Origin of the sequence: Mesorhizobium sp. M0047, assembly GCF_040323315.1 — a bacterium.
GTDB lineage: Bacteria > Pseudomonadota > Alphaproteobacteria > Rhizobiales > Rhizobiaceae > Mesorhizobium.
In genome coordinates this window covers 50,791-74,201 of the sequence record NZ_JAMYUW010000021.1, presented here as the reverse complement: position 1 = coordinate 74,201, position 23,411 = coordinate 50,791, and the positions used below count along the sequence as shown (strand labels likewise).

The window sequence follows — 23,411 nt, the reverse complement described above, 5'->3', positions numbered from 1 at the left end:
AGCGCTACCCCACAAAGGCGATCGAATTGCGAGCGAGAATGTGGATTGATGGCACAGCGCGATCTGGCATCTGCAAATATGCGCTCGAATCACGACGGTTTAACTCGATCCGGGCAGCAGCTTGGCGAAGAATGGAGCCCATGAACAACCGTCTCAAATCAGTTGCGATCCTGGCTGCGGCATTTGCTGTTTCCATCGGTGATGCCTCGGCGGAGACCGCGCACATATTCTGGAAGGATCTGCGCCCTGCTGCGCAAGCGGCCGCTGAAAACGTCGGGTTGCCGATGATCGCGGCAAAATTGCCGGACCACGGCGAGACGCTGTCCCTCGATCTGCAGGACAAAAGCATTCAGTTGGCCGGCTATGCATTGCCCGTCGATCGCGACGGCGACCTTGTCTATCAGTTCCTGCTGGTGCCGTGGACTGGCGCCTGCAGCCACATGCCGACGCCACCGCTCAACCAGATCGTACTGGTCACGCCTGCTCACCCCTACAAGATGTCGGAAGCTTATCAGCCGGTCGCTGTCACCGGTGCGCTGAAGCCGAAGATGGAGAAAAGCCAGCTGTTCATTCTCGACGGCGTCAGCGTCATCCAGTCGGGCTACAGCGTCCGCAAGGCAGAGGTCGTCGCTGCCGACAGCGTGCCGGACACAGTCACGCTGCCAGTAAATTCTCCCTGGAGTTTCCTCAACAAAAAGAAAGATTAAGCGGGAAAACCTTGCGCAAGGGTCGGCTCAGGCAGCGTTGGCGCCCGACTCCTTGTCCAGCACCATGTAGTCAAGCGGGATTTCCGTGGTGTACTTGATCTGCTCCATGGCGAAGGACGATGACACGTCGCGAATCTCGATCTTGGCGATCAGCCGTTTGTAGAACGCGTCATAGGCAGCGATGTCCGGAACCACGACGCGCAAGAGATAATCGACGTCGCCGCTCATCCGGTAGAACTCGACCACTTCGGGAAACTCCTGGATGACTTCCGAGAAGCGCCTCAGCCACTCATGGCTATGCGAATTGGTGCGGATCGACACGAAGACGGTGACGCGCACATTGATCTTTTCATGGTCGAGAATGGCGACGCGCCGCTTGATGACGCCCTCTTCCTCGAGCTTCTGGATGCGCCGCCAGCAAGGCGTCGTCGACAGCCCGACTTTCTTGGCGACATCGGCGACCGCGAGTGTCGCGTCCTCCTGCAACAGGCGGAGAATTTTTCTATCGAGGCGATCCATTGCGTGCTCCCTGGTGCGTGTCGCCCAAAGTGGTAGCGGTTTGGGATAGCGACATGCGTAAACAAAAACTCAAAGCGCGTCGCGTGCCCTCGGGCGCGACGCGCTTTGGGAATAGTTTGGCTATACTCCCCCTTATTTCGACCTTTCACAAGAAAGAAATTCTGCCGATCGGGCAAAAAGCGAGTGATTTCTTGCTGAAAGGTCAACCAAGGCGATAGCGGATTTCCGACCGCAGGAAAGGCAGCAAATCCATTTCAAACCAGGGATTCCTCTTGAGCCAGCCGGTGTTTCGCCACGACGGATGGGGCAGCGGCAGCACTTTCGGGCCGACGGAATTCTCCCAGAGCGCGCGCCAGTCCATCACTGTTTGCGTCAATGAGGGCCGGCGCTCGGCACTCATGTGCCAGGACTGTGCATAGATGCCGATCGTCAGCACCAGGTCGATCCGTGGCATCAGAGCCATCAAGGGCGCGCGCCAGGCCGGTGCGCATTCACGCCGTGGCGGCAGGTCTCCGCCCTTGGCATCCTGGCCGGGAAAGCAGAAGCCCATCGGCACGATGGCGAACTTTTCGATGTCGTAGAATTCATCGCTTGTCACGCCCAGCCAACTGCGCAAGCGGTCGCCGGAAGCATCGGTGAACGGCATGCCCGACAGATGCACCTTGGTCCCCGGCGCCTGGCTGGCGATCAGGATGCGGGCGCTGGACGAGGGTCGCAGCACCGGACGCGGTTCGTGCGGCAACGGCTTGCCGACAGGGTTTTCCGCGCAGATGCGGCAGGCGCGAATCTTGGCAGTGAGGCTGTCGAGTTCGACAGTCATTTTCAGGCTGATGCGCTCGGACGACTGGAGACGGCTTGGTGCCAACGCAGCACATTTGTGCATTCATCCGGTACCTTGATGCGTGCCGGCTTCATGAAATCGACGGCGATCAGGCCGGTGATATCGGCGATCGAATAGCTGTCACCGGCGATGAATTCTCGATTGCCCAATTCAATATCCAACAGTTTGAGGAACTGCACGGCCTTCGGCTTGTTGGCCTCGCCCCATTCCGGGATCTGCGGGATTTCCCATTCCTTCATTGCCGGATGGATGTGGCGAAACGCCTGCGTGACGCAGCTGAGCAAGTTGAACTCCATCCGTCGCTGCCACATCTCGACCAGCGCCTTGCCGAGTGCGCCACGGCCGAACAGGGCAGGTTCGGGATGCAGTTCCTCGAAATAGCGGCAGATGGCGACGGATTCGGTGATGATGGTGCCGTCGTCGAGCTCCAGCACCGGCAGGCGTTGCAAAGGGTTGCGAGAGCTGATCGCCTGTTGTCTGTGCTCGAGAGCACCCATGTCGACGGCTACCTTCGGAACCGTGATGCCTTTCTCGGCGAGGAAAACGCGGACCCGTCGTGGATTGGGCGCCCGGCCACCGTCGAAGAGCTTCATCTCCATCCTCCCATTCGTTCGCGGTCCAATTACACGATGCGGATCACCAGAAGCGAAAAATCTCGCGCGCGGCGTCGCCAATCGATGCCAGTGCGCCATGCTTTCTCTCGACGACTTGGCCGTGATGGCTATCGCGCCAGTCCTGGGGCTGGTCGAACGTCCCGGCCCAGATGCCGGCCCTTCCCTCACGGGCCGTGGCTTCCTCGCTCTCGAAGTCGCCATAGGCAACCGCCCAGCCCGCCTCGACCTGCGCCCGGTTGAGGTCCTTTCCGTCGGCGGTGCAGTTGCCGAGCAGCCGGCCATAGCGGTCACGCTGCCAGCCGGTACAGGAGACGGGCTGGCCGCCGATCAGGCGCACCAGCGACTGGCGCGCAAGCGTGCCGCAGGGATAGTCGGTGCCGTTCCTGCGGCAGGTCTGCGTATATTCCGGAGCATCGATGCCGCGCATACGGATGCGCTCGGCACCGAGCGTGATCGAATCGCCGTCATTGACGATAGCCGCACCTTCCGTCTTGCGGGTCTCCACGCGGTCGAGGCGGGCCGCCAGCAGGATCAACAGCCCGAGAATGATGGCGGTAAGCCCGTAATCGACCAGCCGGCGCCACAGGCTTCGGGGTCGCGCAAGGTATGGTCGGCGCCGCCTTGGCGACCATGAACGGCTCATATGGCAAACGGTTGGTTAATCATTCGAACGTAGCTTAACACTTGGAAACCGCTGCTCGCATAATTGAAGTTTTGATGCCCTTGCAACGCTCGAACACAGCGGACAAGTTCATTGTGGACCGCAGGAAACCTCATCGCAACAGCGATGTGGCACGCGCGGTGCGCAAGACCCGTGACCGTCTTTCGCAGCAGGCGGGCAATCCCGATTTCGATCGCGAACTTCTGAAACTCCACGCCCGGGCGATGACCAGCGGCGCAATCGCCGTCCCGCTTCTCGTTCTGGTGATCGCGGCGGGTAGCCGGCTGGCCGGCGTCGGCAACGAGATCGGCCTCTGGGCCCTGTTCATGCTGACCTGCTACACCATCGTCGCCTTCATGGCGCGGCGCATCGAGCGCACTGAAGCTTCCGAGCTCAACCCTTTGCAAACACGACGGGAATTCCTGATCGGCCATTTCCTGTGCGGTCTCGGCTGGGCATGGTTCGTCCGGCTTGGCTGCAGCGTCTGCGCGGTCGACCCGTTCCACGTCGTAAAGGCCGTGGTGCTGTTGTTCGCCATGGCAGCGACCGCGGTGATGACCTCGTCCCTGGGCGGAGCGCTGTTGGCGACGTTTGCCGTCCCGGTGGCACTCTACGCTTATGGCGGCGTCAAGCTATGGATCCCGATCGAGGTAATCATGGCCGGGCTGCTGGTCGTGTCGCTGCCCTTCTTCGCCTATGTCGCCCGTCACCTCAACCGCTCGTCCCTGATGTTGTTGTCGTTCCGCTCCGAAAAGGACGCGCTGATCGCCGAACTGGAGACGGCGAAATCAATGTCGGACGAGGCGCGGCGGCGGGCCGAAGATGCCAATCTGGCGAAATCACGGTTCCTCGCCTCGATGAGCCATGAACTGCGCACACCGCTCAATGCCATTCTCGGTTTTTCCGAGGTGATGTCGAACGAGGTGCTGGGACCGATGAGCAACCCCACCTATCGCGACTACGCCCACGACGTGCACGAATCCGGCCAGCATCTGCTCGACCTGATCAATGAGATCCTCGACCTGTCGCGCATCGAGGCTGGCCGCTACCAGCTCAATGAAGAGCCCGTGATGCTGCTCGGTATCGTCGAGGATTGCTGCCACATGATGGAGTTGAGGGCGCGCAATAAGGATATACGCATCGTCCAGGATTTCGAGCATGAATTGCCACGCTTGTTCGCCGATGAGCGGGCGGTGCGGCAGATCGCGCTCAACCTTCTGTCGAATGCCATCAAGTTCACCGGCACCGGAGGCGAGATTCGTGTCCGCGTTGGCTGGACGGCGGGCGGCGGGCAGTACATTTCGATCAAGGACAATGGGCCAGGCATACCGGAAGACGAAATTCCGATTGTGCTTTCCGCCTTCGGCCAGGGCTCGATCGCCATCAAGAGCGCCGAACAGGGAACCGGCCTTGGCCTGCCGATCGTGCAAGGGCTGCTCGCCATGCATGGTGGCGAGTTCGAACTTCATTCCAGGCTGCGCGAAGGGACAGAGGCGATAGCCATCTTCCCGCTGAGCCGGGTAATGGAAGAATTGCCGGCGCTGCCGACCGCGGCGGTAGCAGCTCGGCGGCGATAGTCGAAGCTGATGCAGTGTGCCGGTTTCTAGCCACGCACCGCTGCCGCCATACCCGAACTGGTCAGCGCGGCGGCCTTGACCAGACCCGCGGCAAGGGCGGCCCCTGCCCCTTCGCCATGACTGATGCCAAGATCAAGCAACGGCCGCAGGCCGAGGCGTTGAGCAGCCCGGGCGTGTGCGGGCTCTGGCGACAGGCTGGCAAGCAGGCAATGGCCGAGCGCGGCGGGGTTGGCGGTATGCAGCACCGCTGCGGCGGCCATCGCGGCAAGCCCGTCGAGCAGCACTGGGATGTTCTGCATGCGCGCGGCAAGGATGGCGCCGGCAATCGCTGCGAACTCACGGCCGCCGACCCGGCGCAGCACCTCGAGCGGGTCGCCGAGATGGCCACCGTGAAAGGCCAGCGCGGCATCGACCACGTCTGCCTTGCGAGCCTGCATCGTCGCATCGGCGCCCGACCCCGGGCCGACCCAGTCGATCCCCCTGCCCCCGAACAGCGCCGCAAACAGAGCTGCAGCGACCGTGGAGTTGCCGACGCCGAGATCGCCGAGGCACAAAAGATCGGTGCCGCCGGCGATCGCTTCCATGCCGAAAGCCATGGTGGCGGCGCAGCCGCGCTCGTCGAGCGCGGCATCACAGGTGATATCTGCGGTCGGAATGTGCAGGGCAAGATCGAAGACCTTCAGCCCGAGATCGTTGGCAATGCAGATCTGGTTGATCGCAGCACCTCCGGCCGCGCAAAGTTCGACCGCGTTGGCGGTCGCGGCCACCGGGCGTGGCGAAATGCCGTGTCGTGTGGCGCCGTGATTGCCGGCAAAGACCGCCATCAGCGGTCTTGTCACGGCTGGCGGAGCCCGCCCGCTCCAGGCGGCCAGCCACGCGGCGATGTCCTCGATGCGGCCGAGCGAATTGCCTGGTTTGTCGGCCTTGGCGAACAGCGTGCGCACGCGGGCCCCGGCCGTCGTGTCGGCCGCCGGCAGATTGGCCAACAGGTTGCGAAAATCGTCGAAAGGCAGCGCGCTGGTCATCTCGTTGGCGATCATTCCCTGGAGTAGGTGAGCGGCATAGCCGCCTTGCGTCGTCGGCACAACCTCCTGGATCATGGTCCTGAATTTGCCGCAAGGCTGGCCGCCAAGGGCGCCATCGCAAGGGCTTGCATTGGCTCTGCGGTTGCACCATGTGGAGATGGAACGAGGATTCCGGATGGAAACCTCAAGAGAAAGTCATGACGGCCATCGAATCCCCGTGCATCCTGGTCTGTTCGATCGATATGAAAACCGGCTTCTGTTTCGGGTGCGGTCGCACGCGTGAGGAAATCGGTGCCTGGATCGGGATGACGCCGGAAACGCGCCGCAGCGTCATGGCCGAATTGCCGGCCCGGCTGGAAACGATCGAGCGCCGACCGCGCCGGGAAACGCGCCGCAGCCGCGTGGCGCGCGAACGCGACGCGCTTTCGTGAGGTGCTAATGAGCCGGCTTTTCTGGATCCTGATGGCAGCGATCGGGGTGGGAGCAGTCCTGCTCATGCTCAACGATTCTGCCGGCAGTACGCTCGGCGTCGAGAACTACGATTTCAGCCGGCTGATCTGGCTTGGCGCTTTCGGCGTCCTGATCGGCGCCGGCCTGCTTCGCTCGGGCCGGCCGTTGGGCGCCATGGCCCGCAACCTCGGCGCCTGGGCGGCCATCGTGCTCGCGCTGATCGCCGGCTATCAATACCGCTATGAACTGCAGGATGTCGCCAGCCGCGTGACGGCAGGCCTGGTCCCCGGCAGCCCGCTGGCGCTCGGCGTCGAAGACGGTCACGCCACGGTGACGCTCGACAAGGCGGACAACGGCCATTTCGAAGCGCGTATCCTGGTCAACGGCAACCCGGTTCGAGCGATAGTCGATACCGGCGCGACCAGCACCGTGCTGACGTCGGAAGACGCGCAAGCCGCCGGATTCAATCCAGCGGCGCTCAACTACACCATTTCAGTTTCGACCGCCAACGGCGTAGCACGCGCCGCGGCCGTGAGAACCGATCAGATTGCGATCGGCGGCATCACGCGCAAGGACATGCCGGTGATGATCGCCGCACCCGGCATGCTGAGCCAGAGCCTGCTTGGCATGAATTTCATCGGCTCGCTGTCGGGCTTCGATGTGCGCGGCGACCGCATGATCCTCAGGGATTGAGCTCCGGCTCCCAGACTCAGGCCGCTTCGGCCTCCACTCCACTGAGCTCGACAGCCGCAAAAGCCGTCTTCAGCACGTCCGGTCCGGCTCCGGGGCGGTTCGCCTCGGTGGACAGGATCTGGCGGTAGCGGCGCGCCCCGGGCAATCCGTGGAACAGCCCGACCAAATGACGTGTGACATGGCCAAGCCGCCCGCCCTGCTCGATATGACGTGCCGCATAGTCGGCCATGACGTCGATCAGTGCGGCGAAATCGAACGTCTCGGGCTTGGCACCGTAGAAGGCGGCGTCGACGCCGGCCAGAATGCCGGGCGTGTGGTAGGCGGCGCGGCCAAGCATTGCGCCGTCGACATGACGGAGATGCGCCTGCGCCTCTTCAATCGACTGAATTCCGCCATTGATGCCAATGAATTTGTTCTGTTTTTTGGCCTTAAGCCGATAGACCCTATCATAATCGAGCGGCGGAACGTCGCGGTTTTCCTTGGGGCTCAGCCCTTCGAGCCATGCCTTGCGCGCATGCACCCACAACGCGTCGGCGCCACCATCGAAAACACCGTCCGCCAGCGCATCGAGCGCCGGCTCCGGGTCCTGCTCGTCGACGCCAATGCGGCATTTGACGGTGACGGGAATTGTCACCGCTGCTTTCATCGCAGCGACGCAGTCGGCGACGAGGTCAGGCACTTTCATCAGGCAGGCGCCGAACGTACCCGACTGCACACGGTCCGACGGACAGCCGACATTGAGGTTGATCTCGTCGTACCCAAAAGCTTCGCCGATGCGCGCCGCCTCGGCAAGCTTTTGCGGATCGGAGCCGCCGAGCTGCAACGCGACCGGATGTTCCGTCTCATCGAAGCCGAGAAGTCGCTCACGCGCACCATGGATGACGGCGTCGGCCACCACCATCTCGGTGTAGAGCAGCGCACGGTGCGTCAACTGACGGTGCAAGAACCGGCAATGCCGGTCCGTCCAGTCCATCATGGGCGCCAAAGCCAGTCTATGGTCTTGATATTTCAGCATTTTTTCTTTAACATCAATTCGTTAAGCGCAAGCGCGGCCACGCCACTTTACGCCAGAATACGACCCTTTTCGCCACGTTTCGATCTCTCAGTGCACACGGAGCGCACACGAAAAATGGCCACCTATACAAAACTCTCGTCAGGCTCCTGGCGTGTCCAAGTCCGTCGCAAAGGTCGCTACGTCAGCGAGACCTTCCTGCGCCGAGACGACGCACGACGCTGGGCAACCGACGCCGAGCGTCAAGTCGACCGCGGTGAGACGCCGACAAAGTCCCGTATAGCGCGCCTGAAGACCTTCGGTGAACTCATCGACCTCCATATCGACGACATGTGCGATGTAGGCAAGTCCCCTCTCCGCTCCAAGGCTGCGACACTCGACATGCTGCAGAGACATCTTGGCAACTGCAATATGGTGGCTCTCGATCGCGAGCGGCTCATTCGTTTCGGCCGCGATCGCGCCGCTCAAGGCGCCGGGCCGGTGACTCTCGGCATCGACATCGGCCTGATAAAACTCATTCTATCCCACGCTGCTGCGGTGCACGGCCTGCCGGTCAGGGTCGAACCCGTTGATCTCGCGCGTATCGCTCTGAAGAGGCTTGGCCTCGTTGGCAAAGGACATGAGCGCGACAGGCGGCCGACCCAGGATGAACTCGACAGGCTGATCGCCCACTTTGATGCGAACCCTCGTCAGATAGCGCCGATCAGCCAGATCATACGGTTCGCCGTGGCAACCGCTATGCGCCAGGAGGAAATCTGCAAGGCACGTTGGTCCGACTTGGACTCTCGCACGCGGATGCTTCTTCTCCGTGACCGGAAAGACCCGCGGAACAAGAAAGGCAACAATCAGCGCATACCGCTATTCGCGGCAACCGGATACGATGCGTGGGCCATTGTCGAGGAGCAGCAGGCAAGGCGCAGCAATGACGACGATCGAATTTTCCCCTTCAATCATAGGTCGGTCGGCACCGCCTTTCGTCGAGGATGCGCTGACCTGGCCATCGACGACCTCACTTTCACGACTTGCGGCATGAAGGAACAAGCCGCCTCTTCGAAGCTGGATTCACGATCGAACAGGTAGCTCTGGTCACGGGTCACAAGGATTGGAAGATGTTGCGGCGGTATACGCATCTCAAGCCGGAGATGCTGCACACTCTTCAAGCTGCGAGGGCAGCGTAGTCCGCGGCTCGGGTTGACTGGCATCTCCGCCAGGCTTTGTGCCTTGTAAGGTGTTACAAAACGAGCGTGGCATTGACCGAGCGCACCGCCTTTGGGAGATCGCTCTGCACATTGGTCCGAAGGCGCCATGAGATCGACGCGTTTCGGCTGGCGCGCTTTAGCGGGTCTCACCCGGATTTTCTATCGCCACCGCCGGCCTCCTGGATCGCAGTTCCAGCGCCTGCTCCACGGAGTGTCCTGCCCTCAGCACTGTGTCGTCCTCAAACTTGCGGCCCACGATCTGCATCGAGATCGGAAGTCCCGTCGCGGTAAAGCCGTTACAGATCGCAAGCGCCGGGCTACCAGTAAGGTTGAAAGGCCGGCTGAGCGAAAGTTCCATCTCGCCCATCTCCGTCATCTCATAACCTAGGATCTGAGCGGGCGTCTTCATCGTCGGCAGGACAAGGACGTCGACGTCCTCCATAATGCCGGCTAGGTCTTCAGTCAGCGCCTTCTGCCGAAGGCGGGCATCGATATAGTCGGCCGCCGAAACGGTCTTCCCGTCCTGCAGGCGGGAGCGGCTGACAGGGTGAAACCGTTCTGGATAGGCATCGAGCTCCGTCCGATGTTCGGCGTATTCCTCCGGCCAGGTAATGTTTCTTGCGACAGAACCGTACAGGCCGAAATCCGCCAATTTGACGGAGGAAACACGGCCGCCAAGATCCTGCACGACGGCGAGCGTATTCTCCATCGCGTCGAGCACGTCCTGATCGACGTCGGGATCGCCCTCGTAGAATTGCCTTATGACGCCGACACGCAGACCTCGGATCCCTTCTCCTATCCTTGAGATATCAGGGCTCTTGAAACCTCTAAGCAAAAGATCGTCAGTATCCGTCGACACCATCGACGCTATCATCAGGGCGCAGTCCTCGACCGTCCAGGCTAGCGGACCGACGCAATCCATTGATCGTGACAGCGGAAGTACGCCTTTTCGGCTTACCAGCGCGTCGGTCGGCTTGAGACCTGCGACCCCACACCACGCGGCAGGATCTCGTATGGAGCCTGCGGTCTCCGTCCCCACCGACCCGGCGCACAAACCCGCCGCAACCGCAATCGCCGAGCCGCTCGATGACGACGATGGGTCGAGATCGAGGTTCCACGGGTTGCGGGCGGGCGGCCAGCCAAGATCGAACTGCGTCCCGGACACCGCGTATTCGGTGGTTGCTTGCTTCCCGAGGATAATCGCGCCGGCCCGCTTCAAGGATGCGACGACGCCTGCATCCTCGCTGGCGATCGCGTCGCGCCTGTGAACAGCCTGCGCCGTGGTCGGCAGTCCCGCGACATCGATCAGGTCCTTGATGCCAATGGGCACGCCGTGCAGAGGGCCTAGCCAGTCCCCGCGCATGAGCGCCTGCTCCGCCGCCGATGCCTCTTGCAACGCGCTTTCAGTTCGCAGCGAGTTGAAGCTGTGAAGTCTCTGGTCCAGCGCAGCGATTCTGTCGAGGTACGTCTTCGTGAGTTCAAGGGGAGATATTTCCCTCGCGCGAAGTCTGCGGGACAGTTCCGCAAGCGACAGCAGGGCGATGTCCGGTGACAGACTCATGCAGGTGCGACTCGATCTTGAATAATTACTTTCAGAGGGCGGGGGCAGTCATCAGACGCACTTGCCCGGGCATTCTTCCGGATTCAGGCGGGACGTTGAGAGCACTGCGTTCTCCACGGAAGACCTTTTCCGCGAGCACGCACGCCGCCCGGTGACCGGCACTGACCTCGACCTGAGGCGGGAGTGCTGTCGCACAGTCGGCGACAGCTAGTGGACAACGCGTCCGAAACGCGCATCCCGAAGGAGGATTGGTCGGGCTCGGTATTTCGCCTGCGAGCAGCGGGACCTTCCGATTTCTCTCCTCAATGGGATCGGCTACTGGAACTGATGCCAGCAGCAACTGGGTGTAGGGGTGGCTCGGATGGTTGTAGACGTCCTCAGACGTTCCCATCTCGACGATCCGACCAAGGTACATGACGTAAACACGCGACGAAGCCTGTCGAACGAGGCCGAGGTCGTGAGCGATGAACAGACAGGCGACGCCAAGGTCCCTGCGCAGTCCCATGAACAAATTCATCACTTGCGCCCTGATCGAAAGATCGAGCGCGCTAACGGGCTCGTCGCAGATCAGCACCCGCGGTTCCACGGCAAGTGACCTCGCGATTGCCACACGTTGACGCTGTCCACCGGACAGCTCTCGGGTGAACCGGTCCCTGACCTGGGTCGCCAGTCCGACCTGGTCCAACAGCTCCGTCGTACGCGCCGCACGTTGTTCCTTCGAGCGCATCCCTTTGATGATCAGAGCCTCTGCGATTGCTTCGCCAACGGTCTGTCGATCGTTCAACGAGGCGTAGGGGTCCTGGAACACGTATTGGACGGCACGGCGCACTTCCCTAAGGCGTCTGCCCGAGAGGGATCCGAGATCGACGCCGTCGAAGATCACTCTGCCCGACTGAGGGTTCTCCAGCCCCACGATGGATCGGCCAAGTGTCGACTTACCGCAGCCGGACTCGCCGACGAGGCCGACGATTTCGCCCGCGTTCAACGTGATTGATACGTCGTTTACGGCCTTGATGGTCTTGCCCCTCATCGCGCTAGGAAAGCTGGTCACAAGGTTTTGGACTTCGAGAACAGCCATCAGCTTACTCTCTCCAAGAGGTGGTCGTTGATCACAGGACATGCGGCGAAGACCGAAGGGTCGAGCGTCTCGACGAGCTTAGGCCGATGCGATTTGCAGCTTTGGACCGAATGAACGCAGCGCGGCTCAAAAGCACACCCGACAATAGGCGCCGCGAGCATAGGCGGCACGCCGGGGAGTCCCCGAAAGGGTGCCCCGATCGCGTCTTCACGCCGCGGGATGGCGTCGATCAGCCCCATCGTGTAGGATGATGCGGGGAAACCAGAACCTTTTCGACGGGACCGGTTTCCGCGTTCCGGCCCGCGTACATGACGACCACTCGGTCTGCCGACCCTGCGACGACGCCCATGTCGTGAGTAATGAGAACCATCGCCATGTTAAGCTTTGACTGAATGTTCTTGAGCAGGCGCAGGATCTGGGCCTGAACGGTGACGTCGAGCGCGGTGGTCGGCTCGTCCGCAATCAGGAGTTTGGGTTCGGCCGCGATGGCAATTGCAATCATCACGCGCTGCCTGAGGCCACCAGACAGTTCGTGAGGATACTGCCTTAGGCGCGCCGCCGGGTCGGATATGTCGACCATTTTGAGAAGGTCTAGCGCCCTTGCTTCGGCGGCAGTTGCCGACATCCCCAAGTGGAACTCAGCCATCTCCGCGATTTGCCGCCCCACCCTTCTTGCGGGGTTCAGTGCACTCATCGGGTCCTGAAAAATGAAGCCTATCGATTTTCCACGGAGACGTCTGATTTTGTCCTCGGAGGCTCCAACCAGCTCGGTGCCGTCGAAGACCACTGAGCCCGAAACGTCCGCTTTCACACCAAGCGGCATCAGACCGAGAGGAGCGAAGTTCATCACGGTCTTGCCGCTGCCGCTCTCTCCTACGACAGCCAACGTCTCCCCGCGTCGTATCGAATAACTGACGCCATCGACCGGACGGACCGCCCCATGGCCAGTTAAGAGATCGACAGTCAGGTTTCTCACGTCCAGTACGGTTTGAGCGGGCATCAGATCGACTCCTTTGCCCAGAGCGCCGTGGCGCGGCGACGCGCGACAAGCATCTTGTTCGTGAGCGGGGTCGGCACGCGGTTCAGCGCGACTGCTTCACCCAGGATATTGAATCCAATCACGGCCAGCGTAAGGGCAAGACCCGGGAGAACGACCTGCCGTGGATCCGTTTCCAGATAGGGAAGCGCATCGACCAGCATCTGCCCCCATTCTGGAGTTGGCGGTTGGATGCCGAGGCCGAGAAAGCTCAGAGTGGCAATCGCCAGAGCTACTGCGCCCGCGTCTGCTGTGGCATAGACAAGGACGGCGCCGAGCGTCGTTGGAAGAAGATGGACGAAGTAGATCCGCATAGGGCTAGCACCAAGGACGCGCAGCGCCTCCATCTCGGGCTTGTTCATGACGCTCACGGCCACCGCGCGGCTGACGCGAGCGCTACCCGGCCACCAAGCCAGCGCCAAGGCGAGGATCATGTTCCAGTAGCTGGCCCCGAATACGCCGATGACCGCGAGCGAAATGATAAGGCTGGGGATAGCGAGACCGACGTCGACAATGCGCATCAGGATCTCGTCCGTCCAGCCGCGTCGATATCCGGCGACCGTACCGATGGTGGTTCCTATCGTGTGGGCGATGACGAGCACGAGACAGACGCCGACAAGTGAGGTCCGGGCAGCGGTTATCAGCCTGCTGAGCGTGTCCCGTCCAAGGTGGTCGGCGCCCAGCCAGTGTATCATGGTTGGCCCTTCGCCTGCGAGCAGCAGATTCTGGGCGTTCGGTGCGTGAGGTGTAAGCAGCGGTGCGAACACGCCGATGAATACGAAAGCGCCAATGGTGATGACGGATGCGCGCGGCAGTTTCCTTATCGGCTCTGCCAATTTGCCTACTATGTTCATGATCCGCTCCTTTGCCGGCGCATCCGCGGATCGGTGAGCATCATCAGGACGTCCACGATCACATTCAGGATAATGAAGAAGGTTATGAAGATCAGGAGACAGGCCTGCACCACCATGAAGTCGCGGAACCGGACCCCGGTCAGGAACAGCTCTGCGACCCCTTGCCAGGCGAACAGCGGCTCCACCACGACGGCGCCCACGACCATGAGACCTATCTGAGTTCCGAGCGCATTAAGGTAGGTCGGCGCGATGTTGGGCAAAGCGTCGCGCACGAGTATCCGCTCACGTTTGAAGCCCTTGCTCATCGCGGTGAGGACGAAAGGACGCGCCATGGCCTCCTCAAGGCCGACTCGGACGACGCGGCTGAGGACAGCGGCAGGCAGCATCGCTATTGTGAGCCATGGCAAAATGAAGCTGCGAAAACCGTCGTAGCCGAATGTCGGAAATATCTTGAACGACACTGAGAAAGCATAGACCAGAAGCGCACCGACGAAGAACGAGGGCGTGGATGCACCGAACAACGCCAGTCCGCGTGCAATGTGGTCGGGCATTCTGTGTGCCCACAGGGCCCCGAGAAATCCTATGAGCAAACTCAACACGAGGGCGACCATGGCTCCGCCGGCGACCAGCGTAGCGGTAACCGATAACCGGCTCCGAAGAGATGTTCCAACGTCCTCCCCAGTCTTGTAGGAGATACCGAAGTTGCCGTGAGCGGCATTGCCAAGCCAGTCCGTGTATCGAATGAGCAATGGCTTGTTCAGGCCGATTTCCTCGGCGACCTTGGCAATGTCTGCCTTGGTCGCCGTTGGGGTGCGAAGCTCCGCAATCAAGATGGCGATGTTGCCTGGGGCTGACACCACCAGCGAGAAGCACAAGACGGAAGCCAGAAAAAGCAGAACGAGCGCGTTCCGGGCTCTCTTTGCGATGAAGAAGAACACGGCGTCTCCTATTCGCTCAGGCTGATGTTTTCGTAAGGCATGTCGTACTCCGTTGCCGGGACCTTGAAGTCTTTGACGCGGCTGGAGTGCGCCCAGATACCTGGCACGTAAAGCAGTGGAGCGATGGCGACGTTGTTGTGCAGCCAATCGTAAACCTTCTGGACGTTGGCTTCCATGTTTGGGTCCAACGCCGACATCGTCGCGGTCACGAGCGGATCGAGCCGCTCGGCGTCGACGAACAGCTTGCCGTCGACCCCGTTGTCGTAGGTAGACAGGAACAGACCGACGATTGTGGCGAAAGGCTCGTAAGGGGCGCCGTATGTCTGGAAGAAAGCAAGGTCGAACTTGCGCTCGGGAATATCGCTGTGTCGCGAGGCATGGTCCACCGAGCGGATCGTAAGCTGAATGCCAATCTCCTGCAGTTCCGCCTGAAGCACCTCGGCGACGGATCTCGATCCGGGAATTTGTTCTTCGCTGACGACGATTTCGAGAGCGAGCGGAGTACCCTCCTTCTCTCTCACAGGACTGCCGACCCATCCCGCTTTTTCCAAAAGCGCCTTAGCGCCTTCGACGTCGATCTGGGGAACCTCATAGCGCTTTCCGGCAAGTGGAACGGATTCGGCGAAGAGATTGGCCGACGTCGCTGCCATCCCGCGATAAAGTACCTTTGAAATTGCTGCCCGGTCGATGCCGATATCGATCGCCTTCCGGACTGCGACTTCCTTGAGAGCTGGAGCCCGGTCGGGATTGAATGCCATGATCATCGTCGTCGAACCGGGTTCCACAACGACGTCTAGCCCCGCCTGCTTCAAGGTCTGGGCCTCGATCGCGGTGATCGGCGATACGAAGGCCCCGCCCATTAGGTCGATATCGCCGGCTCGGAGGGCAGCCATACGGCCACGAGAGTCGGGGAGCACCTTCAACTGGACTTTCGAGAACTTGGGCTTCTCGCCCCAATAGCGGTCGAACCGCTCGAAGACGCTGCCCGAGTTATCCGCGCTGATTTCACGCCATGGGCCGGTCCCGACCGGAGCCTTGTAGCTCCCGTCAGCCGCGACCGATTTCGGGCTGAGGAAACGACCGGGGCGGACATAGGCCAATTCTTGCAGCAGCCCAAGAACAGGCTCCTTGAAGCGGATATCGATATGATTGTCATCGACGACAGTGGCGTCCACGAAGAGCCTGGAGCAGTTCATCCAGTTGTTGTCAGCCTGCCCCATCCAGCGCCCCAGGTTCCACTTGGCGGCGGTGGCGTCGAATGGTGTCCCGTCATGGAAGACCACCCGCTCTCTGAGCGTCAGGCGCAGGAGCTTGCCCTCATTCTCGATCGACCAAGCGGTCGCCAGTCCAGGTTCAATTTTTCCGTCATAGGAGTACGTAACGAGTGGTTCGAACACCATGTCCTGGACCGCGTAGAGCCCCTTGAATTTGTGAGGGTCCAGGTCGCCGGGGGCCACAGAGATGGCGATCCTAAGCGTATCATTATCAGCCGCGGCCGCGACCACGCTCGGAAAAAGGGAGCCGCCGGCGGCGATGCCAATCATGCCGGACAATCCTGTCAGAAACGACCGTCTGTGAATTGTTATGAATTTGCTGCTGTCCATGTTCCATTCCCCTTGTTTTTGATTTGATTACCCGTAGGAGCGAGCTCCCGTGCCGGACCGATCTTGTGCGGTCCGTACAGATATGTCTTCGAGCAGGCGGGCGACGTCCGCCTGCAAGTCCTCAAGCGCCTCGATCCCGACGCTGATGCGCAGCACGAGGTCGGACGCGAGCCATTCTGTCGCCGTTCTGTTCTGCCGGACGGGCATCGGCGCGACGAGACTGCGGGTACCTCCCCAGGAGGCGCCGATGGCGAATGTCGTCAAGACGTCGAGCGCTGGTGAGACGTGTGCCGTGCAGGCGTCCTTGAATAGCACGCCGAATACGCCGCTCGCTCCAACGAAGTCGCGTTTCCAGAACTCATGACCAGGCGAATGGGCGAGCGGCGGCCACAGTACGCGGTCTACCAACGAATGCCGTTCGATCTGTTCGACCAAGGTCCGCGCGCTTTCGAACGAGCGCTGCATCCGGATGCCGAGTGTCTCCATACCGCGCAGGACGAGGGCCGCGTCGTCCGGCGAGACGCCTATTCCAAAGCGTCCCATGAAACCCTTGACCACAGCCTCGTGTTCGGGACGGGCGATCGTAACCGATCCCATCAGTATGTCGGAGTGCCCGGAGATGTATTTGGTCAACGCCTCTGTGACGATATCGACGCCATGCAGGATCGGCTTGAAGTTCAGCGGCGTCGCCCAAGTGTTGTCGCATCCGACGAGAATGCCGCGGCGCCGGGCCACCGCCACAATGGCTGGTATGTCCTGGACGTCCATGCTCGTCGAACCAGGAGACTCGCACCAGATAATCGCGGTGCGCTCGTCGATCTTGCTTTCGAGATCATCGATCGTGGATGGATCGAAGTACCTCGTCTCTATCTGGAAGCGTGCCAGGTCCTGGTTGGCGAAGTCCCTGACGGGCGGATAGGACGTGTCTACAACGAGGATGTTGTCGCCAGCCTTCAGGAAAGAAAGCATCGCTACCGAGTTGGCCGCTTGGCCAGAAGGGGCGAGGAACGTCCGGACGCCGCCTTCGAGCTTGGTAAGCTTTTGTTCGAGCGTGCGCGTCGTCGGCGTGCCGTACAAGCCGTAGGAATATCCTTCAGGCCCGCGCTGCGCGCGGTTGGCGTAGGCCTCCGCATTCTCGAACACGATCGTCGAGGCTCTGTGGACCGCCGTTCCAAGAGGATCGAAGCCCTCATTCCTAACCTTCGGGGTCAGCACTACTTCAGTAAAGTCGTTCATTCTCTCGCCACCCTCTGGACATGCCGATTGTTTAAGCACACTCCTCATTATGCGGTCTAATATCAAGATTACGGTTTACTATTCGCGGAGGTTATAGAGTCGGATGAACCTGAGGCAGATCGAAGTCTTCCACGCCCTGATGACAAACGGCACGACGACACGTGCGGCCGAGGTCCTGCGCATCTCACAACCGGCCGTGAGCAAGGCGGTTCAGGAGTTGGAGCGCACCGTCGGCTTTGCGCTGTTTAATCGCGCTAAGGGACGCATGAGCCCAACTGCGGAAGGGCGGCTCTTCTTCCGAGAGGTCGAAACCTCGTTTTCCGGCCTGATCCATCTCAAGAGTGCGGCTGCGCGTATAAGAGACTTCGGGTCGGGCGAAATAAGAGTGGCAAGCCTGTCGGCGTTAAGCACAAACGTCATGCCAAAAGTCATGCGCTCGTTCCAGAAGCGACACCCGCAGGTGGCTATAACGTTCCAAGCGCGGATGTCGTCCTCGGTCAAGGAGTTGGTTGCTTCCGGCCAGTTCGACGTCGGTGTGGCGGCGGACGAGATCGATCTCGCGGGCGTCATCGCCCGGCCCTATGCCAGCTATCAGGTTGCCATTGCCCTGCCTCCGGGCCACCGTTTGCAGGGCAGAGCAGTCATCTATCCAAGAGACCTCCACGATGAAAACTTCGTCGCACTCGCGCCGGAGGACACGACAAGGCGAGAGGCGGAGGCGATCTTCGCGAAGCATGGGGTGAAGCCAAAAATTGTCTTGGAGACCCCTTATTCGACGACGATCGCGGCGATGGTTGAGGCTGGTCTTGGCTGCGGCATGGTCAATCCGATTACGGCGGACCCCTTCCTCGGACGGGGAATGATGATCGTGCCGTTCGAGCCCGCAATTCACTTTCGGACGCTTCTGTTGCTTCCGCCTCAAAGGGAGCCTTCGACAATTGTGGCTGATTTTATAGAAGAGCTGTTGAAGGGGTCCTCCGGGGTATAGATGAGCGCGATCAACGTCGTGAGCGTAAGGTTTCGGACGATTCTACCTTAGCGGTGCGCCGTCGGCACGACTGCCCTGACAAGACTGAACTGTACCGCGACATCCTGCTGCGCTCCGACATCTTCGTCGAATTCCCGCCACAGACACGCATCGAGGCAGAGATCCAGCAGCTGGACTCCGACTGTCTGGTGACCGAGTTCTGGGAATTGATCGCCGCCAAGGCGCTAGGCCGCCGGGAGGTCAGCAGATCACGCTCTTCAATTCCGTCGGCCTCGCCATCGAGGATTTTTCGGCGCTGCGATACGTGCGCGACCAGCTACAAGCGACCGGCCTCTACGAGGAGCTAGACCTGCTCGCCGATACCGACGAGCCGCGAGATCTGTTCGGCATGCTGGTGAGGGCAGCCATGCAGCCGGCAGCATAACAAGGCTCGCTCAAACCAGCTTCCGCCCTCCCGCCCAATGCGCTTCCACCTTCATTGCTGGGCGGTGCCGCGCCTGAACTGCTTCATGCAAAGTTTCGTGACCCATGCCCCCGCCACGTTCCTCTTTGTAACTTCTTGTCTTGTGCACTCGGTGCGCTTTGCTGTAGCGAGGCTGCTGACGTAGATCGGGGCTACGGCAACTGAAGAGCAAATGAAGGGTTGGCCCAAATGCCTGAAGATCTTATCAACTCCGACGCGGAATTGCTGGAGATGACAGCTGACATCGTTTCCGCCTATGTCAGCAACAACCCGGTTCCAGTCGCAGAACTCGCCCGGATAATTGCCGATACCTATGGAGCGATCAGCAAGCTGCAGGGAGCACTCCCACCCAAAGCGGATGAGAAGCCTACACCCGCAGTCCCGATCAAGAAATCGGTGACGCCCGATTTCATCATCTGCCTGGAAGACGGCAAGAAGTTCAAATCGCTCAAGCGGCACTTAGGCACCCACTACGATCTGACGCCAGATGCGTACCGCGCGAAATGGGGCCTGCCCTCCGATTATCCGATGGTTGCGCCGAACTATGCTGCTGCGCGATCGGCGATGGCGAAGGCGATCGGCCTGGGACGGAAGGCCGTAGCGCCTGAGCCTGAAGCGGCGCCAGCGAAGCGCCGCAAGATCGGCATCAAGACCAGCTGACATCGGGGCTATTTTGCTCAAAAGGCCCGCGTTCTGTTGCAGGGGCGCGGGCTGATCGTTTTCTGATAGGATGAACCCTTACCACCTGTTCAAAGGCATCCGCTGTCGAGGACGCCACCCCAAAAGGGATGGTCAACCTCTCGCAGGCGGCTCCGTGGAAAACGCGGCGATGATCGCCTCGAGCGTCACATCCAGTGCGTTCGAAAAGGTCCTGCCCCTCTGCCAAATCGCAACGTAGTGATAGAGCGCGGACGGTTCTACTGGCCTTACTCCCAGCTGAAACGCCGCGTACTCACGCGCGATGATCTCGTTTGTGATCGAAATGCCCAGGCCAGCCGAGACGTATCCGGCTTCGTGACCGTTGCAATCGAATTCCACCAGTATGTCTGGCTCAACGCCGGCGAAGCGCAAGGCATTGAAGTTCATCTGGTGGGCCGCGAACTGGGGATCGATATCGACGATCGTTTCGCCTGCCAGGTCTTGCGCCTCGACACAGGTCTGTTTTGAAAAGCGGTGGTCGGGATGGAAGATGCATACGTTGCGAGCTGACCCAAGCGGCGCCCATTCAAACAGACTTGGGTCCAGCGGCAGTCTCGAGATTCCGAGATCTGCGCGCCCGGCCAGGATGTGCTCCCCGATCTGGTCGTAGCTACCCGAAATCGACCGCACATTCGAAGCGGTCTGTGAGCGGATAATCGCCACGACCTTGGGCAACGTCACGAAACCGAAAACAGATGGCGCGGCAATAGCAATCCGCTGCTTTTCCTCATTCTTCATAGCGAAGATCGACGCTTCCAGGCGATCCAGCGACGTCAGGGCAAGTTCTACGTTTCGCAGAAGTTCCCAGGCTTCCTGCAAGGGGACGATGCGGTTGGCTGATCTTTTGAAGAGTGTGATGCCGAGCGTGGTCTCGAGTTGCTTCACATGTTGACTGACGGCCGGCTGGCTTATCCCGAGCGCTGCCGCCGCTCGCCTTGTCGATCCGGCCCGCAAGACTTCTCGGAAGACCTTCAGTTGACGAAGCTTGAGGTCGCTCTGCAACAACTCCATTCCCTGCGCGCCTTTCCCTGATAACCACCCGGGAAGCAGAAATCGCCATCCTGAGGAGCACCGAACCACCTCAGTATATAACGGCGCGTTATAGATAAAAAAATAAAAATTATAGATTGAGTATGTAATTTCTGGCGCTAGGATTAGCCAATATCTCAAATTAACTCCAAATTACCAATATAAAAATTCACAACCTTGGGTTATACGACTTGGTCTTAGCGATAAAGACCGGCGAATCCTGCGGTAATTGCGAGTCGAGGAAAGCGCCCGATGGGTGGTTTTACTACTCAGTTTGTTGTCGCACTCACCGTGACCATCAGCCTGGCCCTTGTCAGCGGCTGCCTTGGTACGGCATTTGGGTTGTTTTTGGCGATTTCGAAGGGCACGGCAAAACCGCGCCTCAACGCGGTCGTGACCGCCTACACCACAGTCGTCCGTGGTGTACCAGAACTTCTGATTATCCTGCTCATCTACTTCGGCGGAACCACGCTCGCTAGCAAGATCGCCGGCCGGTATGTCGAGGTGAACGCATTCACCGCAGGCGTTATCGCGCTCTCGGTCGTTTTCAGCGGTTATGCGACCGAAGTGTTTCGCGGCGCGATTGCGGCGGTGCCTGCGGGTCAAACCGAAGCGGCAAAGTCGCTTGGCCTGAACGCCTGGCAGCGCTGGGTGTTCGTCATCGGACCTCAGATGCTGCGGTTGGCGCTGCCTGCCTATGGCAATCTCTGGATTTCGCTCTTCAAGGATACCGCGCTGGTTTCGATCGTCGGCCTGACCGACATCATGCGCGTTGCGTATCTGGGGGCCGGATCCTTGCGCGCACCATTGACCTTCTACCTTGCGGCCTCCGCTCTCTACCTCTCGCTGACCACCGTCACGCTGCTGTCGATCCGGCTGGCTGAGCGGCGCTATTCGGCACTCGGCCGGTAGGAGGGAGCGACCCATGAACCTCGGCTTGATGCTTGACGCAATGGTGGTCCTGCCTTCGGGTGTCGGCCTCACCTTGACCCTGACGGTCCTGTCGCTGACGGCCGGGTTCCTTCTGTCCGTGCCGCTGGCCTTCATGCGCGCTTTTGGAGGTCCCGGTCTTTCGCTCTCGGTGCTGGCATACACCTATGTCATTCGCGGCACGCCGATGCTCGTTCAGCTCTTCCTGCTCTATTACGGCCTCGCTCAGATCGAGGCGGTGCGAACCAGCGTCTTCTGGGTGATCCTGCGGGATCCTTTTTGGTGCGCCCTTCTGACATTTTCGCTGAACAGCGCGGCACACACCACCGAGATCCTGTGCCGTGGTCTCCAGTCCGTGCCTAAGGGTGTCACCGAAGCGGCCACGTCTCTCGGCTTGAAACGCTTCCAGATCGCTCGCCTGGTCACCTTCCCGATCGCTTTCAGGATATCGCTCCCGGCCTACGGCAACGAGATCGTCGGGATGATCAAGGGCTCGTCGCTCGCGAGCACCGTGACGCTGCTCGAGATCACCGGCATGGCGAGACAGATGGTGTCGACCACGTTCGCGCCGTACGAGATCTTCATCGTCGCCGGAGCGATCTACCTATCGCTCACCTCGATCGCGGTGAAAGCGATCCAGTTGCTGGAGCGATGGCTGTCGACCGACGGCCATCCGGTGCGTCGACGAAAGGCGCGATTGCGCCCCGCCCTACCTGACCCAGAGATCACGACGCCCCTGCCCTGACGCCGCAGGTTCTGGGCTCCCCTTTCCATCCAAACCAACGAAGAGGTGCATCATGCGCATACCCCTGGCTATTGCTTTTTCTATCGCATCCCTGATGTCGGCATTCCCCGCCGGCGCCGAAAGCGGGCGCGTGATTTCGATCGCCTCTGAAGGTGCCTCGCCGCCTTGGGACGGCACCGACGCGAACGGTCAACTCTACGGCTACGATATCGATGTTGGACAGGAGCTGTGCCGTCGCATCCAGATCAAATGTACCTTCGTCCCGCAGGATTGGGACGGGATCATCCCGGCACTGCTTGTCGGCAAGTTCGACGTGATCATGTCTGGCATGGCGATCACGGAAAAACGCAAGCAGTCGATCGCGTTCTCGATCCCCTACGCCACCGGCTTCAACCAGTTCCTGGTGCGCAAGGACCTGGGTCTCGACGCCGGCGACACCAAGGAAAAGGTCAACCTTTCGACCATCGGCGACAAGGAGAAGGCGACCATCGAGCGCCTCAGATCGAAACTCGCCGGCAAGGCGATCGGGGCCCTGCGCTCGTCAAATTCGGAAGCCGTCGTGAAGGAAATCCTGGGCGATGTCGTGACCATTCGCAGTTATGACAGCCTGGACAACATGAAGCTCGATCTTGCCGCGGGTCGCATCGACGGCGGCCTCGCCGACTATTTCACCTGGCGGGATTTTCTGGAAACGCCTTCCGGTTCGCATGCGGTATTTTTCGGGCCGGAATTGAAGGGTGGGCTCTGGGGACCGGGCGTCGGCGCCGGCATGCGCAAGGACGATGCCGAGTTGCTGGCCAAGTTCAACGCGGCTATCGACGCGGCTACCAAGGATGGAACGATCAAGGCGCTGAGCCTGAAATGGTTCAAGAGCGATATCTCACCGGCCCTCTCGCAATAGGCGGCAACCGACTTCGACATTGACGTGGCGCTGGCCGGAACGCTGGCGCCC

Annotated in this window: 26 protein-coding genes and 1 pseudogene; 12 read left to right on the top strand and 15 right to left on the bottom strand. The window is 60.6% G+C overall.

Annotated elements, in window-relative coordinates:
* Positions 1-140 precede the first annotated feature (140 nt).
* Positions 141-707, top strand: coding sequence for a DUF3299 domain-containing protein (locus NKJ89_RS20640; protein WP_352605139.1), 567 nt, complete (start codon positions 141-143; stop codon positions 705-707).
* Between the two features lie 27 nt (positions 708-734).
* Here the strand turns inward: NKJ89_RS20640 and NKJ89_RS20635 are convergent, their stop codons facing one another.
* From NKJ89_RS20635 to NKJ89_RS20620, 4 genes are all read right to left on the bottom strand, one after another.
* The gene (locus tag NKJ89_RS20635) at positions 735-1,226 is read right to left on the bottom strand and encodes an Lrp/AsnC family transcriptional regulator (RefSeq protein WP_023759182.1); all 492 of its coding nucleotides are present in this window, start codon (positions 1,224-1,226) and stop codon (positions 735-737) included.
* 202 nt (positions 1,227-1,428) lie between these two features.
* A complete protein-coding gene (locus NKJ89_RS20630; protein ID WP_352605137.1) occupies positions 1,429-2,109 on the bottom strand; it encodes a uracil-DNA glycosylase family protein in 681 nt (226 codons plus the stop codon).
* A complete protein-coding gene (locus NKJ89_RS20625) occupies positions 2,049-2,660 on the bottom strand; it encodes a glutathione S-transferase (protein ID WP_023759184.1) in 612 nt (203 codons plus the stop codon). Before NKJ89_RS20625 ends, NKJ89_RS20630 begins: the two co-directional genes overlap by 61 nt.
* A 43-nt stretch (positions 2,661-2,703) precedes the next feature.
* Positions 2,704-3,324: a thermonuclease family protein gene (locus NKJ89_RS20620; protein ID WP_352605135.1), complete on the bottom strand. Its 621-nt coding sequence runs from the start codon at positions 3,322-3,324 to the stop codon at positions 2,704-2,706.
* A 74-nt stretch (positions 3,325-3,398) separates the two neighbouring features.
* On the opposite strand from NKJ89_RS20620, the gene NKJ89_RS20615 reads away from it, so the two are divergent.
* Positions 3,399-4,919, top strand: a complete 1,521-nt coding sequence (locus tag NKJ89_RS20615; protein WP_023759186.1) for a sensor histidine kinase — start codon at positions 3,399-3,401, stop codon at positions 4,917-4,919.
* Between the two features lie 26 nt (positions 4,920-4,945).
* Here NKJ89_RS20615 and NKJ89_RS20610 read toward each other — a convergent pair whose 3' ends face one another.
* Positions 4,946-5,944 carry a nicotinate-nucleotide--dimethylbenzimidazole phosphoribosyltransferase gene (locus NKJ89_RS20610; RefSeq protein ID WP_352605187.1) on the bottom strand — a complete coding sequence of 333 codons (999 nt, stop codon included), beginning with the start codon at positions 5,942-5,944 and terminating at the stop codon, positions 4,946-4,948.
* A gap of 197 nt (positions 5,945-6,141) precedes the next feature.
* On the opposite strand from NKJ89_RS20610, the gene NKJ89_RS20605 reads away from it, so the two are divergent.
* On the top strand, positions 6,142-6,375 hold the full coding sequence (locus NKJ89_RS20605; protein ID WP_352605133.1) for a DUF1289 domain-containing protein: 234 nt from the start codon (positions 6,142-6,144) through the stop codon (positions 6,373-6,375).
* 7 nt (positions 6,376-6,382) lie between these two features.
* Positions 6,383-7,087, top strand: a complete 705-nt coding sequence (locus NKJ89_RS20600) for a TIGR02281 family clan AA aspartic protease (protein ID WP_023759190.1) — start codon at positions 6,383-6,385, stop codon at positions 7,085-7,087.
* Positions 7,088-7,103: 16 nt separating this feature from the next.
* Here the strand turns inward: NKJ89_RS20600 and dusA are convergent, their stop codons facing one another.
* Positions 7,104-8,102, bottom strand: coding sequence for a tRNA dihydrouridine(20/20a) synthase DusA (gene dusA / locus NKJ89_RS20595; RefSeq protein ID WP_352605131.1), 999 nt, complete (start codon positions 8,100-8,102; stop codon positions 7,104-7,106).
* On the opposite strand from dusA, the gene NKJ89_RS20590 reads away from it, so the two are divergent.
* Both NKJ89_RS20590 and NKJ89_RS20585 read left to right on the top strand, forming a co-directional pair.
* Entirely contained in the window at positions 8,040-9,179 is a 1,140-nt protein-coding gene (locus NKJ89_RS20590; RefSeq protein WP_352605129.1) for a tyrosine-type recombinase/integrase, read from the top strand. The genes dusA and NKJ89_RS20590 overlap by 63 nt on opposite strands.
* On the top strand, positions 9,122-9,277 hold the full coding sequence (locus NKJ89_RS20585) for a site-specific integrase (protein ID WP_352605127.1): 156 nt from the start codon (positions 9,122-9,124) through the stop codon (positions 9,275-9,277). Before NKJ89_RS20590 ends, NKJ89_RS20585 begins: the two co-directional genes overlap by 58 nt.
* A gap of 157 nt (positions 9,278-9,434) precedes the next feature.
* On the opposite strand, the gene NKJ89_RS20580 is transcribed toward NKJ89_RS20585, so the two are convergent.
* From NKJ89_RS20580 to NKJ89_RS20545, 8 genes are all read right to left on the bottom strand, one after another.
* Positions 9,435-10,859 carry an amidase gene (locus NKJ89_RS20580; protein ID WP_352605125.1) on the bottom strand — a complete coding sequence of 475 codons (1,425 nt, stop codon included), beginning with the start codon at positions 10,857-10,859 and terminating at the stop codon, positions 9,435-9,437.
* Positions 10,860-10,890: 31 nt separating this feature from the next.
* A complete protein-coding gene (locus NKJ89_RS20575) occupies positions 10,891-11,937 on the bottom strand; it encodes an ABC transporter ATP-binding protein (protein ID WP_352605123.1) in 1,047 nt (348 codons plus the stop codon).
* Entirely contained in the window at positions 11,937-12,176 is a 240-nt protein-coding gene (locus NKJ89_RS20570) for an oligopeptide/dipeptide ABC transporter ATP-binding protein (RefSeq protein WP_352605121.1), read from the bottom strand. Before NKJ89_RS20570 ends, NKJ89_RS20575 begins: the two co-directional genes overlap by 1 nt.
* Entirely contained in the window at positions 12,167-12,937 is a 771-nt protein-coding gene (locus NKJ89_RS20565) for an ABC transporter ATP-binding protein (RefSeq protein ID WP_352605119.1), read from the bottom strand. Before NKJ89_RS20565 ends, NKJ89_RS20570 begins: the two co-directional genes overlap by 10 nt.
* On the bottom strand, positions 12,937-13,827 hold the full coding sequence (locus NKJ89_RS20560; protein ID WP_352605117.1) for an ABC transporter permease: 891 nt from the start codon (positions 13,825-13,827) through the stop codon (positions 12,937-12,939). The genes NKJ89_RS20565 and NKJ89_RS20560 overlap by 1 nt, the downstream gene beginning before the upstream one ends.
* Entirely contained in the window at positions 13,824-14,765 is a 942-nt protein-coding gene (locus tag NKJ89_RS20555) for an ABC transporter permease (RefSeq protein ID WP_352605115.1), read from the bottom strand. The genes NKJ89_RS20560 and NKJ89_RS20555 overlap by 4 nt, the downstream gene beginning before the upstream one ends.
* 8 nt (positions 14,766-14,773) lie before the next feature.
* Positions 14,774-16,309, bottom strand: a complete 1,536-nt coding sequence (locus tag NKJ89_RS20550; protein WP_352605113.1) for an ABC transporter substrate-binding protein — start codon at positions 16,307-16,309, stop codon at positions 14,774-14,776.
* Positions 16,310-16,396: 87 nt separating this feature from the next.
* A complete protein-coding gene (locus tag NKJ89_RS20545) occupies positions 16,397-17,605 on the bottom strand; it encodes a trans-sulfuration enzyme family protein (RefSeq protein WP_352605111.1) in 1,209 nt (402 codons plus the stop codon).
* Between the two features lie 103 nt (positions 17,606-17,708).
* On the opposite strand from NKJ89_RS20545, the gene NKJ89_RS20540 reads away from it, so the two are divergent.
* The 3 genes and pseudogenes from NKJ89_RS20540 to NKJ89_RS20530 all read left to right on the top strand — a co-directional run bounded on the left by NKJ89_RS20540 (position 17,709) and on the right by NKJ89_RS20530 (position 19,716).
* On the top strand, positions 17,709-18,593 hold the full coding sequence (locus NKJ89_RS20540) for a LysR substrate-binding domain-containing protein (protein ID WP_352605109.1): 885 nt from the start codon (positions 17,709-17,711) through the stop codon (positions 18,591-18,593).
* 68 nt (positions 18,594-18,661) lie between these two features.
* Positions 18,662-19,017, top strand: a pseudogene (locus tag NKJ89_RS20535) (ornithine cyclodeaminase); the annotation flags it as partial.
* A gap of 228 nt (positions 19,018-19,245) precedes the next feature.
* Positions 19,246-19,716 carry a Ros/MucR family transcriptional regulator gene (locus NKJ89_RS20530; protein ID WP_352605107.1) on the top strand — a complete coding sequence of 157 codons (471 nt, stop codon included), beginning with the start codon at positions 19,246-19,248 and terminating at the stop codon, positions 19,714-19,716.
* A 132-nt stretch (positions 19,717-19,848) separates the two neighbouring features.
* Here the strand turns inward: NKJ89_RS20530 and NKJ89_RS20525 are convergent, their stop codons facing one another.
* The gene (locus tag NKJ89_RS20525) at positions 19,849-20,766 is read right to left on the bottom strand and encodes a LysR family transcriptional regulator (RefSeq protein WP_352605105.1); all 918 of its coding nucleotides are present in this window, start codon (positions 20,764-20,766) and stop codon (positions 19,849-19,851) included.
* Positions 20,767-21,036: 270 nt separating this feature from the next.
* Here NKJ89_RS20525 and NKJ89_RS20520 point away from each other — a divergent pair, with 270 nt between their 5' ends.
* The 3 genes from NKJ89_RS20520 to NKJ89_RS20510 are packed head-to-tail and all read left to right on the top strand — an operon-like array spanning position 21,037 to position 23,360.
* The gene (locus tag NKJ89_RS20520) at positions 21,037-21,696 is read left to right on the top strand and encodes an ABC transporter permease (RefSeq protein ID WP_352605103.1); all 660 of its coding nucleotides are present in this window, start codon (positions 21,037-21,039) and stop codon (positions 21,694-21,696) included.
* Positions 21,697-21,709: 13 nt separating this feature from the next.
* A complete protein-coding gene (locus tag NKJ89_RS20515) occupies positions 21,710-22,459 on the top strand; it encodes an ABC transporter permease (protein WP_352605101.1) in 750 nt (249 codons plus the stop codon).
* A 52-nt stretch (positions 22,460-22,511) separates the two neighbouring features.
* Positions 22,512-23,360 (top strand): transporter substrate-binding domain-containing protein, encoded by an 849-nt coding sequence (locus NKJ89_RS20510; protein WP_352605099.1) that lies wholly within the window; start codon positions 22,512-22,514, stop codon positions 23,358-23,360.
* The last annotated feature ends 51 nt before the right edge of the window (positions 23,361-23,411 follow it).